Here is a 16,462-nt window from a genome sequence, read left to right as displayed (position 1 = left end):
GTGGATGATCAGGCGGATTGTTTGTAATAATCAATCAGAATAGCGGATATTTCAGGCCGGATAATTCTCGGATCCGGTACTTCGCCGTTTCTGAGCGATTCCCTGATTTTTGAGCCACTGATAGACAACGGTTTTTCTCCGGGATGATTCTCCATCAGGTCAACACGTTTCATACTCTCGTAATATCCGGCAAAACCAATTTTGCATGGTTGAATTTCAAGATTACCTTGCATGGATTCAAAAATTTCCTGAGCATCGAAATCTCCCCAGATGGCAGTACCGTCGTGATAAGGCGCATCAGCATGTTTCCTTCCGATAATAATATCAGTGAAACCATGATTCTGGCGATAAATCGCATGCATCACAGCTTCTTTGGGGCCACCATAAAACATTTTGATATCAAGCCCTATCAGCGCAAAAACCTGAGTCAGGTCATAGCCTCTGCTATTCCAGAGTTCAATATCTTTATCTCCCTGTCCCAGAAGTTCTTCTTCAAGGAGTTTGTGATAGCAACCCATTCTGATTTTGGCCGGCACATCATCCCCCTTGAGTTCGCCAATCAATGGATTCAGCACAACACCGGTGAAAAAACCTTTTCTGGTAAGTTGTTCTACACCCGCGACCAATGCGTATTCATGGGCTCGATGCAACGGATTGCGAGTCTGGAACGCAACAGCCCGATCCCATTTTTGTTCAGCGATATAGAGTCGTGTTTGACGCGGAGAGTATACAAATTCACTATAGGCTGGATCAATTTTTTGGGGTAATGCCCAGATCGCGCCGCCTATCAGGAGATTTCTTGAATCTTTCAACACCATGTCTGCGCCTGGATGGTCTGTCCGGTCTGTTCCATAAACACTTTTGATATACTTTGGCTTATCCCATTTAAAAACCTGGGTGTGTTTTAGCATGGCAAACACTTCACCCTTCTCATTCTTGAGAACAGCGGTATGCCCATGAGGAATGTTGGCGGCTTCCTCATCTGTCAAGGGTAATGATACAGGAATGGTCCATGCGTATTTTTTAAAATTGTACTCAATGGTGTTTTCTTCCAGAACCTGGTGCCATGCTTCTTCATCCATAGGTCCTTTTAACGGAGACAATGTCCCGTCGCTGAATCGGTAAACGGATGATACATCTGCCTTACTGACCTCAATGGCTGGGAAGTTTTCAGCTTCTTGCAGAAACTGTTGTCTTCGTGACAGTGGAATGATTCGGTTAACAGGCGCATTCAGTCCACCATGGACAGGTACCAAAGATATCATGTGAGTCTCCAGAGATAGTTAGTCGTTAAAATACAGAAACTTAATTTGGGGATAGTATGCAGGCCTTCTGTCAGAATCAAGCTGTGAGTACTTCAACACCTGATTCTGTGACCAGAACGGTATGTTCCCACTGTGCGGATAAGGAGCCATCAACCGTCACAGCCGTCCAACCATCTGAAAGTACCATACTATCCGGACGACCTGAATTGATCATGGGTTCAATCGTAAAAATCATATTGGGACGCATGATTTCACCTGTTTTTGGAGACCCATAATGCAATATTTGTGGGGCTTCATGAAATTCTATGCCAGTTCCATGTCCCGCAAATTCTCTTACCACAGAAAATCCCTGACCTTCAGCATACTTTTGAATCACATGGCCAATATCACCTATTGTATTGAATGGGCGAACTTCCTGAATCCCCAGATCCAGGCATTCCTTGGCAACTTGCACCAGTCGAACTGCTACTTTATCAGCAGAACCGATAATAAACATTCGGCTACTGTCACCATAAAAACCATTCAAGATAGGGGTGACATCCACATTGATGATATCGCCCTCTTTTAGAAGAGTTTTATCCGGAATACCGTGACAAATCACATTATTCAATGAGGTGCACACACTTTTGGGGAATTTCTTATAGTTTAGCGGGGCAGGGTAGGCTTTATGCTCCAACGTATATTGATGTACCCATTGATTGATATCTTCTGTGGTAACTCCGGATTTGATCCGTTCTTCCACCATATCAAGCGTCTTTTTAGCCAGTTGACAGCTTTTACGGATGCCCTCTATTTGCTCTTCAGTTTTTATAATGATCCCCTGTGACGTTTTTTGAACTTTGGTGTGTTGTTGCTGAGTGTCTTGTGCCAAGTGACATTTTTTATATTTTTTACCGCTGCCACACCAGCAGTTGTCATTTCGAGATATATTTTTCATAAACTCTGTAATCCTGCCAAAGGTTGTTTTCTGAAACATAGGTGTAGGACTATTTCAATCGTTGAAACAGTCGTTCCAGTCGGTATCCGCCAAACAGTCCTGCTTCTGGATCATGAGACCAATAAACGAGTTGTCCTTGTCCCTTGACAGTTTTGATATCCACAAATCCCCAATAGCGCCCATCAGCACTGTTATAGCGATTGTCTCCCAAGGTAAAAATATGCCCTGCCGGCACGGTGACCGGACCAAAATTGTTAATAGGTGGCATATTTTCGCCGGCTGTCAGTTTGAATTGTTCAATCATGTGCTGCTTCTGAGGATCATAATAAGCATAAGGCTCTTTCAACGCTGTTCCATTGATATAAATCTGGTCCTCAATGATCTGAACAGTTTCACCGGCAAGAGCTACGACTCTTTTAATATAATCAATAGATGGATCCCGTGGATAGGGAAATATGACAATATCTCCACGTTCGATGGGTTGCGGAAACAGTTTGATATCGGTAAAAGGGATTGGCGCACCATAGGAAAACATGGTGGCAAAAATATGATCCCCAATGTTGATTGTGGGATACATGGAACCGGATGGAATTTTGAAAGGCGCAAACAAAAAAGTTCGGACAATTGTCGCAACCACGAGCGCAAATACGAGTGCTTCTGTCCACTCACGAATGACTTTATTTGAGATCCACTTGTCCAGACGAAAATAACTGAGAGTTTTTCCAAGAATCAGCGCTTGATGCTTAAGCAATTCATTGCCTTCAGGCATGGATTGCAATTTAGTCAGAAAGGAATCTTTCGAAACAAACAATTGATCTTCTAGGGAAGCCAAATTCTTAACGCATTCTTCTGTCAACCCTTTTTTTTGAAAGATTGCCAGTTGTTTACGCGATATTTTATAAGTTTTCAATGAATCTAACAGCATAATTAATGAACTCGTTGTTGAAGTTTCAAATATTGTTTTCCGGTGGATATTCGATATGTTTGGATAAAATTTCAAGCATTGAAGACACTCGATGATCCCACGTATTTTGTTTTGCCAATTCTATTCCTTTACGGATTTTATCAGGTCTTGATTGCGTATCTTCAATAGCCAGACGAATTGATTCGACAAAGGCTTCATCTGTATCACACCAGTAACACATGTCTTTATAATCTTTCAGTGCGGGTAACGCCGTAGTCACGACCGGTAATCCCGCGGCAAGATATTCAAAAAATTTCAGTGGAAACATATTCTGCGTGTAATCATTAATGGGGCATGGCAATAAGGCAACCTGAAATCCTTTGAGGTAATTCGGAAGTTGTTGATATGGTTTGGGACCAACGATATGCACATTGCTTAATCCCGCAATTTCGTCAAATTTGGAACCTGGTTCACCTTCGCCGATTTCACCAATCAATATCAAATGCCAGTCAGGATAACGTTCAGCAATAGTACGCAACAAAGGACCATTGACTTTATAACGACTCAACGCACCGACAAAACCAAGCCTAGGCTCAGGGATATCCTGGAGTTCTCTCGCGGTGGGTATATCTTGAGAAGCTTTGTGAAAATGCTCGTAGTCACATGGATTAGGCAGATAATAGGTCTGAGAATTCCATAGTTTACGTGTTTTATAAAGATTGGGTGACGTTGTGAAAATAATTCGGGCTTTTCTTGAAAAAATTTCCTCCTGAGCTTCAATGGTTTTGGCCGGCATGCCCGGTGCGGCTTTTAACTCGTCCACACAATGATATATAATATTGGATGACTTCAGATCATCCGCCAATTCCGAAATGATTGGGTTGTATGACCACAAAATCGGATTTTCAAAATGAAGACTACGAGAATAGTGCTGTATCATTTTGCTCAAAATAACCCAGTTGATTTTTCTAATAATATTAAAACGATGTAATGGTATAATGGGGGGCGACCAAACAAACAGATTAGGAACAGGCTCCCTTATGCCTTTCAGCAGAAGCAGAGAACGTCGATAGATACGCAACAAGTCTCTTGAAGAGGGTGTCATCTGACGCAAACCCAGGGATTCTACGAATAAAATACGGTTTCCGCGTTGAGCAAGACGTAAGGCAATGTGTTGTTTGTTGGTCCAGAAGGGATGATTCCAGTCTGCTGTTGATACCAGAATAATATCATGGGGACGCTGGGCAACAGGAAATTTAATCTGATTTAACCAGTTGTGTCTGGAAAAGGGCGTTTCTTGTCGAAAATCGAGCCAGCCCTTGATCAGTTGGAGGTATAGAATCCAGGGAACAATGTGAATTTGTGCGGCAAAAGCCAAGCCATCCACTATTTTACGAGAGCGTGCATCCACTTTGAGCATGCTGAAAGCACACCCATAAAGATATGCGAAAAAATAGACAGATCCTGCGTAAATTGCCGGTGTGACGCCCCAGGGGATATATGCCAGACTCCCAATAAACCCAATCTGGAATAAAAGGAACATGCCATAGAGTTTTAATTTTAAGTGTGGGATTTCCAATCCCATGATTCGATGAATATCGAGTTCCTTTTTATAACGCCGTGGAAACCTTCGTTGCAGAAGACCATTATAATAATAGCGTTTTGCCAGGTAAATAGGACGTAAATAATTGGGTGACAAGGGAGGATGGTACACCACCAGATGCGGATCAAAGAAAATATTGAATCCTGATTCAAGAATACAAAATGCCAGGTCTGTGTCCTCACGAAACGGAATTCGATATTTGGTATAGAAATGACAAAACACCTTGCGTACAATCAGATTGCATGTAGGATAACGCCCGCCAAAGGTATTCTCTGTCTGATGCGTAAATGCGGTTTGTTCATGGCGATTATTGACCTCAGTTTTGCCTTCAAAACCACCGGCAAAGGGATTTTGTTCAATAAGTTCCAATCCACGCTGAATCCAGTTGGGATGGGCGACAACATCCGCATCAAGAAATGCAATCCAAGCACATGTTGCCAGAGAAATCCCCAAATTCCGGGCTGTTGCAGGGCCGGAGTTTGGAATGTGCCTGAAGTTGAATTTGAAAGGACTGTTTTGTGCAAATGAATGCAGCATATCCATCGTTCCATCACTGGACCCGTCATCCACAACAATGACTTCAAAGCGGGATAGCGATGCGGTCTGACTGGCCAGCGATTTCAAACAGCGTTGTAATAGTTCTTTACTGTTGTAGGCGGGAATAACCACGGAGATTTGCGGATTCATTCAGATTTTCTCCATTTCATAAAGGTCGTATGTCTGATCATGATATATCTTCTGAAAAGGTGTGGATTGGCTTCATTCATAATCTTAGAGCTGCATTACCCTATCTGGAAGAGTTTCATCAGGATATTTTTGTAATTCAACTCGCAGGTGATGCGTTACAACATGATATTTCCGGCGTGCTGGATGATCTGGTTTTATTATACCGGGTAGGTATTCGTATTATTTTGATACAGGGTTTACAAACCTCATTGTTTGATCCGGGACAAACGCAACAGACCGATGAGGAATATGACACCATGGAAGAAATTCAGAAAAATACCGCATTTATCAACTGGCAGCTAATGACACGTTTACATGGTTATGGAAAAGACATTGTGCCGATTTCCAGTCATTTCATTCATGCTGAGAAAATTGATTACAAACAGGATGAAACGGCGCATTTTACGGGTATAATCCGTGATATCAATACAAAAGCATTACAAAAAATGACAGAGCAACATTATTTACCAATCATTCCACCCTTTGCGATTGGTGAAAAAGGTCGTTTGCTACTGCTGGATCCCAACAGGGTTGCCGTAGAAGTTGCCGCCAGAATCCGCGCCAGAAAGTTAATCATTTTAACAGAAACATCTCAAGAGGAACATCCAGCATTGGCTGAAATTCATGAAATGACAACCACTGCCATGAAACAATGGCTTCGAGATAATCAGCCGGAATTCAGACTTCGCTCATCCTTATCGGCATTGATTGATGCCTGTGAACGAGGTGTTGAGCGGTGTCACCTGCTGGATAGTTCCCTGGATGGCTCGTTGCTGGCAGAGTTACTCACATCCACCGGGATTGGCACCATGGTGACCAACAGTTCCTATACACAGATTCGTCCAGCACGACTCAGTGACAGTCATATGATTCTGGAAATTTTAAAAAAACCTGTTCAAGATTTTGCGATTGTTTCCAGATCAATTCAATATGTTGAACAGCATATCGAAAATTTTCTGGTTTATTGTATTGATGAAGAATTGGCCGGATGCTGTGAACTTATCCCGTATGATGATGATCAATCCATTGAAATAGCCAGTTTGGCCGTGAAAGAAACCCATCGCAATCGGGGAATCGGTCGATTTATGGTGTTGGAAGCCATTAATCTTGCTCCGAAAAATTACTATAAACTCATCTTCGCACTCACTCGCACCACACTCGTGTTCCAGAATTGTGGCTTTACTGAAATGAGCCATGAACAATTACCCCAGAAAAAAAGGCTGAATTTTGATTTTCAGGGATCACGTGTTTATGGCCGATTGCTGGGAAATGGAAAGAAAAGTTCGTTGCAGAAAAAATAGATCTTCCTGAGTCTGAAGGTGATCCAAACCTGAAATCATGGCAATAGCCCATGGATTTGCCTTCAGAACGTCCTTCAGCTTGTCTGCTGAGATTCCACCGATTGCCACAACAGGAGCCGATACCTTCTGTACAAAGGTTGCCAATCCATGAATTCCATGTGTCGTATAATTCAGTGTTTTTGTTTTTGTAGGAAAGATTGGCCCATACCCCACATAGGCCGGCTTAAACTGTTGGGCAATGTGCCATTCCTCAACAGAATGCGTTGAAATTCCCAGCTTTAATGACGTGTTGAAAAAATTTTCGGGTTGGTAATGCTGTAAATCTTCTTGTCCGAGGTGCGCCCCCCAGGCATTCACAGCTATGGCAAATTCAGGATTATCATTAATGATGATATGGCTCTCACGATATTGAAGAATCCATTCAGTGATTTGATTTTTATAAGGAAGCAGAGACTGGTTTTTAAAACGGAGTTGTATGAGTGGTACTTTTCCTTCAAGAAAAAAATGAGCGCGCTCCATGGAGTGGGCTATAGCATAAAGCAACGTCATTAAACAGTTCCCGATTTGATAAATGCCATCAGGGGATCAATTCCCAGATCGTGAATCATGATTTCCCACTGTTTTTTGTGTTCTGTTGTCATCACCAGTGATTCATTCAAGGGCATCAACCACCATGATTCATCCTCAATCTCCCTGTCCAGTTGGCCGGGTCCCCAGCCGGCATAACCACAACCGATGTGTAGTTGTTGAGGCCCTTCATCTCCAACAATCGCCAACAATACTTCCTGTGCGGAACTGATTGAAATATTTGTTGAGACCGTGGTTGAAGATTCTCCGGAAAAATCAGGCGAATGGAGTGCCCAGAAAGAATCTGTCTGGACAGGTCCTCCCAATAGCAACGGAAAATTAAATTTATCTGAATTTACATTGTCTTTGTTGACTAATAAATCTTTAATCAGATTGTTCGAATTTTTGTTGATGACGACACCAAAAGCACCGTTGCTATTATAATTCAACATCAAAACTACTGTTTTTTCAAAATAAGAGTCTTGCAGGCTTGGCATTGCTACCAATAATCCAGGAATCATTTCATTTTCCAGGGAATCCATGATTTCTCCAGAAATAGCAAATTCAGATGTATTTAAAAAAATATCCCGGAAGGTAAAATCACAGGTTGGTTTTCAGGAAACACACCGGGAAAAACTGGCAAAAAACAAGTTGCCCCAAATGCTGAACCATTTATTTCATGCGCTTGGTCAGGATCATGTAATACATCTGATCAAACTTCGCAAGATGTGGTTCCATTCTGTGGATGAGTTTCTGGCTCAAAATGCCTACCCCAGGAACATCAAAACATCCTGGCAATGGAAGATTGATTATCAAGCGGTGGAAATACTGAAAAATTATCTGCGACCCGTGTTTCATGAGAGCCTGACGCTATTAACCAACAAAACGTTCTCTTCCGCTCCAGCGCTGCGGGAGGCTCTTGAAAAAGACGCAGGCACATGTTTGGACGAAACTGAAAATCACTGGTTTTTACGCTTACAGAAAAAACAGGACAATGAAATTTTGCACCTGGTGGTATATGATGGCGGATTTGCCCAGATTATTTATCTGGAGATGGAACGTTACCTGAAATTACTCAACCAATCAGTCCCGGGACTCCATATAAAACGTATTGAGTGCCATGTGGGCGATTTAGGACAGGCCAGACAAGATCAGATCTGGGTTGGTAAATTGGCGACACACTGGAATGAGATTATCCCAGAACCAGTGGCCAGCGTCTGCATGCCTGCATTCATTCACAGAATTTCAAGTCAGAAAGCGATTCTGGTGCTGTATGTCATGGATGGTGAAAATGCTCAGACATTGCCTGGATCAGACTGGTTTCTGGGATATTGTCAGGAGGCATTTCCTGAACTACATGATGTTCTGGCATCGGTGTCATTATTCGCTCAAAAAAAAGTAACACTCAATGCGGTTCGTGCCAATTCCATGTGGTTGGGCGCAACTCAAACAGATGCTGCCAGCAATCAAAAAAATGAGGAAACCCTGAATGATGTTGAAGAAGTTGCTGAGGACAACTCTGAATATATCTCCAGGATTCAGGCCTTGAAACAGATGGTTCAGGAAAAAACTATTTCTGTCAGGTCGCCATCGGTGGTGGAAAGCACCGATGCTTCAGTTGAATGGGCTGATTGGAGTGGAAAACTTTCGGATGTATTGTCCCGGTGGCGTGTGCAGTTGGAATCGAGCCGGAAATCATCCGACTCCAAGTAACAATTTCATGGATTTTTCAATTTGTGAAATTTTTTTTTCTACCATTCGTTTGTTGTGAGCATGACCTGATTTGCTGAGTCGCACCAGTTTGCTGTGTTCACGCTTGAGGTGATTCTGAGCTTCATCACGTTGATTATCAAAGAGTTCCATTAGCATTTCCACCATTTGTACAGCATCCATCAATTGCCAGTTTTGAGGTGGTGCTGAAATAGTAGAATGTTCGGCTGAATTTGGGTTTGGCTCGGTCATCATCTCTCACTGAAAACAGGTCATCAACAATAATTTATGAGAATACATCCATCCTGTCTTAAATAATCATGGGATTCTCCACTTTATTCTCGCAGGACTCACTATAGGGTCTTGGAATAATTCGTCAATAGTGTTTCTTTTTTAAACTGAAAAATTATGAGACTGGCATAACGCCATGAGATGTTCAAACTGATCAGGCTTGCTTAGTGAGGAAGAGGCTTTTTGCAGTCTTGAGGAAATTTCCTGCTCAACCAGAGGCATGATGGCTAATTGTGACAACATGCGGTATGCCAACTGACTGGCGGATTGTATATGGTTTTCATGAAGATGGGTCAACAGTTCCCTTGTTTCCAGTTGATCAGGAAAACGATTCAGCAGGCAACATATGGGGTACAGCGTCTTGTTCTCACGCAAGGCGTATTCCAGCATTTGAGGATTAGCGCAGGTTTGTGCATCATCATGGATTTGCAGAGCGATGCCCAGTTGAAACCCAAATTCATAATAACTATCCCTGACAATCATTTCGGAATTATCAGAAATACTCCCACATACTGCCGCCGCCGCTGCCAGGCTCCCGGTTTTATTTCCTGCAATTTCAAAATAAATTTGCTCGGATGAGGTTCCGGAACCATTGGCTATTTCAAGAACCTGTCCCTGTGAAATGAGTCTTGTCGCATTTGAAATTAGCTCCAGGAGATCCATGTTCCCCAACTGTGTGAGAATCTTGAACGAAATCGATAAAAAATAATCTCCTGCGAGAATGCTCAGTTCATTATGCCACCAATTGGCAATTTCTTTGTTGAGTCGGCGGAATTCATCAATCTGTGGAATGTGTCGATGAAGTTTGGAGGCAAGATGCAGATATTCCAGCACACTGGCAATTTGAGAAAGAGGGAGGGTGGTATTTCTTGAATCAGTGGCACTGCTGAACAGAATGATTGAACGCAAAAACTGGGATGTTGGATAGGCGGCAAACGCATCGGATCCTTTAATAGTTCCAAGATCTCGTGTGACATGAGATATCATGAATTCACGTGTTTCCCTCAGTTCTTCCTGGAATTTACCGAGGATCTGTTCAAATCTCATGCAGTGGACCTATGACGCTGGAACTTGAAGATAATAGATTTCAATGATTATTGCCAGAATGACCATGCTGAAACCAGCGATTGAGCCAATCGCCACCCGTTTACCCTGATAGCCCTGAACGCGCTGTTCCACAATGAAAAAACCATACATGAGCCACACCAGGATCGACATCATCCGTCGAACGCCAAATTGATTCATGCCATGAGTGGAATCAACCAGCATAATACCCAGAAGCAATCCAACTGTTAAAAAAACAAAGCCAATGAAGGTAGCTCGATAACTGATTTGACGTAGCGTACTTAAAGAGGGCATGCGCTGTCTCTTGACCGTTGCCAGTTTTGTTTTCAGCCGGTATTCCTGATACAAAAACAGGATGCTGGAAAAACAAGCCAGAGCAAACAACAAATGTCCTGCAATCAATGTGACAATATGCGCCAGCAGAAATGACTGAAATTTCCAGGTATGTTCACCGGTTACTTCGATGCCGGGTGTCCATCCACTGTCAAAAGAAAGTGACAGCATCAGCAGCATGGAAGCAAAAATTGGTAGAATGGTGATGTTGATAAAATGACTCATCCGGCTTCTTGCCGTCAATAGCAGAAGAATACTGGCCCATGATACAAAATTGAGCAGATCCGGAACCAACTGGGCAGGCCAATCTATACCGTAGTATGCCTTATACCCGAGGATCAGTGTATGGATCATCCAGCCAACACGGATCATCTGTGTTTGTAAAAATCGCAGAATTATTGATGGATTTTTGGAATCATTGAGGTTGAACCCCCAACCGATCAGATAAAAAATGATTCCTGTCCCAATACCAATATGTTCAATCATAGGTGTTTCAATAGCGTATAACACAGTTGTTTAATGATGTGTTCAGAAACAATCAGACGATCCTTCATGTAAACTTCAATAAATAAAAGTCAGGCGCTTTTAACATCAATTGCCTTAAATTGGAATGGTTTATTTTCGTGATTATCATGATCCCATCCTTGGGGGGTTACCGCCAGGTCCATGGTTTTTCCAAGCTTTAAATACCAGTCTGAATGTTCCCATGCGACAATTTCAAATTCTTTGGCACATGTTTCAATCATGAATTTCAGATGATTTTTTCCAAAAAGCGATAATTTTTTAACGAGTGCGCCTGAAATGCCTAATACGGGTTCAGGGTTGTTTGATCCAAACGGAGACATTTTTGTCAATTCTTCAATAAATTGTTGATTGATCTGATCGCCTTCAATCCATGTATCAATCATCAGTTCATTGGATGAACGTAGGGGTTGGTTGAGGGCAAGTTCCACCGCATCCTCAAATTTTCTGCAAAATCCCTGAAGATTTTGAGTCACCAGACTCAGACCGGCGGCAGCTTCATGTCCGCCATATTTTTCAAGAAATCCGGAACATCGTTCAAGCATTGTCCAGACATCCATGCCACCGACACCTCTTACGGATCCCACCAGAAAATTATCTTGTGACAGAGTGAGTGCCAAAGTCGGTTTGTGGAATTGAGAGGCAATTTTGGCAGCAATGTTGCCCATGAGTCCCGGATGCCATGTTTCGTCAAGCAGAATAATAAAATGTTTGTCTGACTGCGTATCTGCAGACAGCATGGCACTATGAAGGATCTTACGCTCAATATTCTGACGTTCGGCATTAAGATCAATCAGTATTTGCGCAAAGGGCCGTGCTTCATGCACAGACTTTGACAGCAACAATTTTACGCCCACACTGGGATCACTGAGTCGTCCAACCGCATTGATTTTAGGCGCGATTTTAAAACTGATAGCATTCGGTGTAATTTCACCATGAACCCGGCAGGCTTTTATCAAGGCCTCTAACCCGGGTCGGGGATGTTGATTCAGAATTTCTAATCCTTTGCGTACAAGAAACCGGTTTTCATCAATCAGCGGCATCCGGTCCGCAATGGTCGCGATTGCTACCAGATCCAGATCACGTTCCAGATTAGGACGAATGCAGCCTGAGGTTTCCCAGTAATGATGTTTTTCAAGTTTTTCATCCAGCGCAATCAGAAGTTTGTAGGCAACACCGGCACCACAAAGGCCGCTGAACGGATAAGTGCCATGAGGATGCATCGGATTAATAACCGCTAGCGCATCAGGAATTTCGGTCCCAAGCTGATGATGGTCCGTAATGATGAGGTCAATGCCGGCCTGCCTTAAAAAATGGGCTTCCTTGACAGACGCTGAACCGTTGTCCACTGTGATTATTAAATCGACTTTCTTGCTTTTTAACATAATGAGTGTGGCTTCTGACATGCCATAGCCATCTTTCAGACGTTCCGGAATAAAATAGGAGACTCTGCCGCCTATTTTACGAAGATAACGATACATGATCACAGTGGCCGCAGTGCCATCCATATCGTAATCACCGTAGACGGCAATTTTTTGTCGCAACTGCAGAGCCTGATAAATACGGTTGATAGCCAGATCAATCTGATACAACTTGCGGGGATGGTGGCAATCTTTTTCAGAGGGAAACAAATAGGTCGCAACAGCATCAAGCTGGTATAATTTTCTCGAAACCAGAATGCTGGCAAAAGTCTTGGAAATATTAAACTCGTTGCTGAGTTTAAGGATTAGGCGTTGTTGGCCTTCAATTTCCTGATTTTTCCATGAAAGGTCTAAAAGAGACATACTTGATGCGATAATTCCGGTTAAATATTTTTTGTCCGAAGTGAACTCTGAAGTATATGCCGAGCCTCTGCGAAAAAACAAGATTTGCATGCATTATTGAATAATTCACCAGATTGAATCCTTCACTTCTGGCTATCGGTCTTTTTATTACTCAGCCTGCGGGTTGCAAGGCTATGGTTTGGATGGCGCCACTATTGGCCCTCGTCATCGTTTCGCCAGTAGCATCAGTTATTGTATGGGCGAATCTTTAGAAAACGGGAATGTAAGCGGGATTTGCGTGATTAGATTGAAAATAACACGCAACAAGAATTAACAAAATAATGACGTTGGCCTTTGATATTATTTTTTGTGACCAGGCTATAAAAAGGAAATCTGTAGTCGATTCGTCTTGGGGAACTTTGGAAGGCTAAATAACTGATAGGATGGCTCCCCAACGCGGACTCGAACCACGGACCCGGTGATTAACAGTCACCTGCTCTACCGACTGAGCTATTGGGGAACTCAGTTAAGTCCCGACTATTTACCCTGAATATTCAAACATTCAAGAAAAATTTTGCTGAGCGAAAAAGCTGTTCCAATTGGCAATGCGGACGCATGGATTCTGAAGATGTGACTTAAACATGGACTCTTTAATTCTTCAGAGGTACAACCTGACACTCAGGATATTGCGAGATTTTCTCATTTTTCCTGATATTTTAGCGGATATCATCTGCTTGCTCATCACTCCTGACCGGAATATCATGCTTCAACACACTTTCTGTCATTTACCCGCCATTGGTCCTCAATCTGAAAAAAAATTTTGGGACCAGGGGATTCGTTCATGGAAAGAATTCCTTCAGACAAGCGATCCTGTACTGACCCGGCGTCAACAAGAAATTTATCATCCCGCAATACGTAACTCATTTGATCATCTGCAAAAAAATCATCCTCAGTTTTTTGCCCAGCGGTTGGCGTCAGCCCAGCATTGGCGGCTTTATTCCGAATTTCGGAATAGTGTGGCTTATCTGGATATCGAAACCACAGGACTGACCGTGGGTGAAAGCGAGATCACCACCATTGCCGTATATGATGGAAAAAAAATATTCCATTATGTGAATGGCATCAACCTTCAGGACTTTCCTGAAGACATTAAAAAATACTCGCTGCTGGTAACTTTTTGCGGCAAAAACTTCGATGTGCCGTTCATTCAAGCTTATTTCGGTATCAAACTACCCCATTCCCACATCGATCTGAGAAATGTATTGCGCAGTCTGGGATACAAGGGAGGACTGAAAAAATGTGAAAAGGAATTCGGCCTGGACCGCAAGGAACTTGATGGCATCGATGGTCTGTTTGCTGTGTTGCTGTGGAATGAATATATTAAAAATAAAAACCAGCATGCCCTCGATACCCTGCTGGCATACAACATTGAAGATGTGGTCAATCTTGAACCACTGATGGTGATGACTTACAACCTGAAGCTCAAAGAAACCCCCTTCGGCAACACGCTTAATCTGTCTGTTCCTCCACGTCCCGCGATTCCGTTTCAGCCGCATATGCCGACTGTGCGCAATCTGCTACGACAATCCCGTCCTTTTGATCCCTATGCCCGATACTAATTTTTCCTTCACATCCCCTCTGGAAATTTTGAAACATGTCTTCGGCTATGAATCCTTCAGGGGCCGACAGGAAGAAATCATTCATCAACTGCTTTGTGGAAAAGACGCCCTCGTGCTGATGCCCACAGGTGGTGGAAAATCTTTATGTTTCCAGATTCCAGCCCTGCTACGTGAAGGCGTGGGCGTCGTTGTGTCACCGCTAATCGCGCTCATGCAAGACCAGGTGGAAGCACTCAAGCAAAATGGAGTGCGTGCCGAATTTCTGAATTCATCCCAGACCTACCAGGAAAATCAACGTATTGAGCAGCAGGTTCGTCAAGGCGAGCTTGATTTAATTTATGTGGCTCCGGAACGGTTATTGACTGACCGGTTTCTGAACCTGTTGTCACAAACACGACTGTCGCTGTTTGCTATTGATGAAGCCCACTGTGTCTCGCAATGGGGCCATGATTTTCGTCCGGAATATCTCCAACTCACCGTTTTGCATGAACGCTTCCCTGAAATTCCACGGGTTGCTCTTACGGCGACCGCGGATGAACTGACACGGCGTGAGATTCGCCTGAAACTGGGGCTGGAGCAGGCTGGAATTTTTATTTCCAGTTTTGACCGTCCCAATATTCATTACCGGGTGGTTCCCAAAGCCAATGCAAAACAACAACTGCTGGATTTTCTGAAAACAGAACATCCCAATGATTCCGGCATTGTGTATTGCATGAGCCGTAAAAAAGTGGAGCAAACCGCCGAATGGCTCACCGATCATGGCTACACGGCCCTGCCCTACCATGCCGGTATGGAAACGAAGGATCGGCAACGGCATCAATACCGGTTTTTGCGAGAAGAAAATATCATCGTTGTGGCAACGGTCGCGTTCGGCATGGGTATTGACAAACCCAATGTCCGGTTTGTGGCCCATCTCGATCTGCCCAAAAGCATGGAAGGTTATTATCAGGAAACAGGCAGAGCCGGCAGAGATGGTGAACCTTCTGACGCATGGATGGTTTACAGTTTGTCGGATGTGATCATGATCCGGCAAATGCTGGCCAAATCAGAAGCCTCTGAACAGCATAAACGGGTGGAACAGCAAAAACTGGAATCCCTGCTGGGTTATTGTGAAACAGTCCATTGCCGTCGTCATGTGATTCTCCGCTATTTCGGGGAAGATGCCGCAGACTCCTGCGGCAATTGTGACACTTGTCAGAACACCGTGGAAACCTGGGATGCCTCGATTGCGGCACAAAAAGCGTTGTCCTGTGTTTTCCGGACAGGACAGCGGTTTGGTGTGGAATATCTGATTGATGTGCTACTTGGAAAAGACTCAGATCGAATCCGTCAGAAGCGTCATCACGAAATTTCCACATTCGGCATCGGCAAAGAATTGTCTGAAAAGGAATGGCGTTCGGTGTTCCGGCAACTGCTGGCAATGGACATGCTCAATGTGGATCTGGAAGGTTATGGCGGCTTGCGCCTGTCAAGTAAATGCAAGCCTGTGCTCAAAGGCGAACAGGGATTGACCATGCGGAAAGAACAGCTTGTCGCCAAAAAAGCATCGACCAAAGTTGCCCGAAAGAATCCCTTGAACATCAGCCATTTCCGTTCACAAATTGCTTGGGAACGTTGGGAATCACTCAGGGAACTGCGGATGGATCTGGCCCGCGCCCAAAATGTGCCACCCTATCTGATTTTTCATGATTCGACGTTGCGGGAAATGGCGGAAATCGGCCCGCAAACCATCGATGCGCTCAGCAGAATCACCGGCGTTGGCGAAACAAAACTTCAGCGTTACGGCCAAAAATTTCTGGAGGTGCTACAACAGCATTCCGAATAAAATGCCTGCAACTTGCGAATCCGCGCACAAC

General features: G+C 43.6%; 14 protein-coding genes and 1 tRNA gene. 4 read left to right on the top strand and 11 right to left on the bottom strand.

The window, feature by feature from the left end:
- Positions 1 to 8 precede the first annotated feature (8 nt).
- The 4 genes from HQM11_06505 to HQM11_06490 all read right to left on the bottom strand — a co-directional run bounded on the left by HQM11_06505 (position 9) and on the right by HQM11_06490 (position 5,396).
- Entirely contained in the window at positions 9 to 1,265 is a 1,257-nt protein-coding gene (locus tag HQM11_06505) for a sulfate adenylyltransferase (protein MBF0350663.1), read from the bottom strand.
- A gap of 76 nt (positions 1,266 to 1,341) precedes the next feature.
- Positions 1,342 to 2,202, bottom strand: coding sequence for a methionyl aminopeptidase (locus tag HQM11_06500; protein ID MBF0350662.1), 861 nt, complete (start codon positions 2,200 to 2,202; stop codon positions 1,342 to 1,344).
- Between the two features lie 49 nt (positions 2,203 to 2,251).
- Positions 2,252 to 2,971, bottom strand: a complete 720-nt coding sequence (lepB, locus tag HQM11_06495) for a signal peptidase I (GenBank protein MBF0350661.1) — start codon at positions 2,969 to 2,971, stop codon at positions 2,252 to 2,254.
- A 181-nt stretch (positions 2,972 to 3,152) separates the two neighbouring features.
- On the bottom strand, positions 3,153 to 5,396 hold the full coding sequence (locus HQM11_06490; GenBank protein ID MBF0350660.1) for a glycosyltransferase: 2,244 nt from the start codon (positions 5,394 to 5,396) through the stop codon (positions 3,153 to 3,155).
- A gap of 29 nt (positions 5,397 to 5,425) precedes the next feature.
- On the opposite strand from HQM11_06490, the gene HQM11_06485 reads away from it, so the two are divergent.
- The gene (locus HQM11_06485; protein MBF0350659.1) at positions 5,426 to 6,736 is read left to right on the top strand and encodes a GNAT family N-acetyltransferase; all 1,311 of its coding nucleotides are present in this window, start codon (positions 5,426 to 5,428) and stop codon (positions 6,734 to 6,736) included.
- Here HQM11_06485 and HQM11_06480 read toward each other — a convergent pair.
- Together HQM11_06480 and HQM11_06475 are read right to left on the bottom strand one after the other, a co-directional pair.
- Positions 6,677 to 7,285, bottom strand: coding sequence for a thiamine phosphate synthase (locus tag HQM11_06480; GenBank protein ID MBF0350658.1), 609 nt, complete (start codon positions 7,283 to 7,285; stop codon positions 6,677 to 6,679). The two genes, HQM11_06485 and HQM11_06480, sit on opposite strands and share 60 nt — an antisense overlap.
- Positions 7,285 to 7,836: a YqgE/AlgH family protein gene (locus tag HQM11_06475; protein ID MBF0350657.1), complete on the bottom strand. Its 552-nt coding sequence runs from the start codon at positions 7,834 to 7,836 to the stop codon at positions 7,285 to 7,287. Before HQM11_06475 ends, HQM11_06480 begins: the two co-directional genes overlap by 1 nt.
- Before the next feature lie 7 nt (positions 7,837 to 7,843).
- On the opposite strand from HQM11_06475, the gene HQM11_06470 reads away from it, so the two are divergent.
- Complete coding sequence (locus tag HQM11_06470; protein ID MBF0350656.1) at positions 7,844 to 9,016, top strand: hypothetical protein; 1,173 nt, start codon at positions 7,844 to 7,846, stop codon at positions 9,014 to 9,016.
- Here HQM11_06470 and HQM11_06465 read toward each other — a convergent pair.
- The 5 genes from HQM11_06465 to HQM11_06445 all read right to left on the bottom strand — a co-directional run bounded on the left by HQM11_06465 (position 8,999) and on the right by HQM11_06445 (position 13,507).
- Positions 8,999 to 9,265, bottom strand: coding sequence for a hypothetical protein (locus tag HQM11_06465; protein MBF0350655.1), 267 nt, complete (start codon positions 9,263 to 9,265; stop codon positions 8,999 to 9,001). The genes HQM11_06470 and HQM11_06465 overlap by 18 nt on opposite strands.
- Positions 9,266 to 9,406: 141 nt before the next feature.
- Positions 9,407 to 10,351 carry a polyprenyl synthetase family protein gene (locus tag HQM11_06460; protein ID MBF0350654.1) on the bottom strand — a complete coding sequence of 315 codons (945 nt, stop codon included), beginning with the start codon at positions 10,349 to 10,351 and terminating at the stop codon, positions 9,407 to 9,409.
- Between the two features lie 9 nt (positions 10,352 to 10,360).
- Positions 10,361 to 11,188, bottom strand: coding sequence for a cytochrome c biogenesis protein CcsA (gene ccsA / locus HQM11_06455; GenBank protein MBF0350653.1), 828 nt, complete (start codon positions 11,186 to 11,188; stop codon positions 10,361 to 10,363).
- A gap of 89 nt (positions 11,189 to 11,277) precedes the next feature.
- Positions 11,278 to 13,008 carry a single-stranded-DNA-specific exonuclease RecJ gene (recJ, locus tag HQM11_06450; protein MBF0350652.1) on the bottom strand — a complete coding sequence of 577 codons (1,731 nt, stop codon included), beginning with the start codon at positions 13,006 to 13,008 and terminating at the stop codon, positions 11,278 to 11,280.
- Positions 13,009 to 13,431: 423 nt separating this feature from the next.
- A tRNA-Asn gene (locus HQM11_06445) sits at positions 13,432 to 13,507 on the bottom strand.
- 241 nt (positions 13,508 to 13,748) lie between these two features.
- Between HQM11_06445 and HQM11_06440 the strand changes: the two genes are divergently transcribed.
- Positions 13,749 to 14,606: a ribonuclease H-like domain-containing protein gene (locus tag HQM11_06440; protein ID MBF0350651.1), complete on the top strand. Its 858-nt coding sequence runs from the start codon at positions 13,749 to 13,751 to the stop codon at positions 14,604 to 14,606.
- Positions 14,593 to 16,431 carry a DNA helicase RecQ gene (gene recQ / locus HQM11_06435; protein MBF0350650.1) on the top strand — a complete coding sequence of 613 codons (1,839 nt, stop codon included), beginning with the start codon at positions 14,593 to 14,595 and terminating at the stop codon, positions 16,429 to 16,431. The genes HQM11_06440 and recQ overlap by 14 nt, the downstream gene beginning before the upstream one ends.
- Positions 16,432 to 16,462 lie beyond the last annotated feature (31 nt).

This window comes from SAR324 cluster bacterium (genome assembly GCA_015232315.1).
GTDB lineage: Bacteria > SAR324 > SAR324 > SAR324 > NAC60-12 > JADFZZ01.
This window is presented reverse-complemented; position numbering and strand designations above follow the sequence as displayed.

Coding starts and splice junctions, on each gene's coding strand:
- HQM11_06465 (MBF0350655.1), bottom strand. CDS start 9,265: ATGACCGAGCCAAACCCAAATTCAGCCGAACATTCTACTATTTCAGCA.
- HQM11_06505 (MBF0350663.1), bottom strand. CDS start 1,265: ATGATATCTTTGGTACCTGTCCATGGTGGACTGAATGCGCCTGTTAAC.
- HQM11_06470 (MBF0350656.1), top strand. CDS start 7,844: ATGATTTCTCCAGAAATAGCAAATTCAGATGTATTTAAAAAAATATCC.
- HQM11_06460 (MBF0350654.1), bottom strand. CDS start 10,351: ATGAGATTTGAACAGATCCTCGGTAAATTCCAGGAAGAACTGAGGGAA.
- HQM11_06500 (MBF0350662.1), bottom strand. CDS start 2,202: ATGAAAAATATATCTCGAAATGACAACTGCTGGTGTGGCAGCGGTAAA.
- recQ (MBF0350650.1), top strand. CDS start 14,593: ATGCCCGATACTAATTTTTCCTTCACATCCCCTCTGGAAATTTTGAAA.
- ccsA (MBF0350653.1), bottom strand. CDS start 11,188: ATGATTGAACATATTGGTATTGGGACAGGAATCATTTTTTATCTGATC.
- HQM11_06480 (MBF0350658.1), bottom strand. CDS start 7,285: ATGACGTTGCTTTATGCTATAGCCCACTCCATGGAGCGCGCTCATTTT.
- lepB (MBF0350661.1), bottom strand. CDS start 2,971: ATGCCTGAAGGCAATGAATTGCTTAAGCATCAAGCGCTGATTCTTGGA.
- HQM11_06440 (MBF0350651.1), top strand. CDS start 13,749: ATGCTTCAACACACTTTCTGTCATTTACCCGCCATTGGTCCTCAATCT.
- HQM11_06490 (MBF0350660.1), bottom strand. CDS start 5,396: ATGAATCCGCAAATCTCCGTGGTTATTCCCGCCTACAACAGTAAAGAA.
- recJ (MBF0350652.1), bottom strand. CDS start 13,008: ATGTCTCTTTTAGACCTTTCATGGAAAAATCAGGAAATTGAAGGCCAA.
- HQM11_06485 (MBF0350659.1), top strand. CDS start 5,426: ATGTCTGATCATGATATATCTTCTGAAAAGGTGTGGATTGGCTTCATT.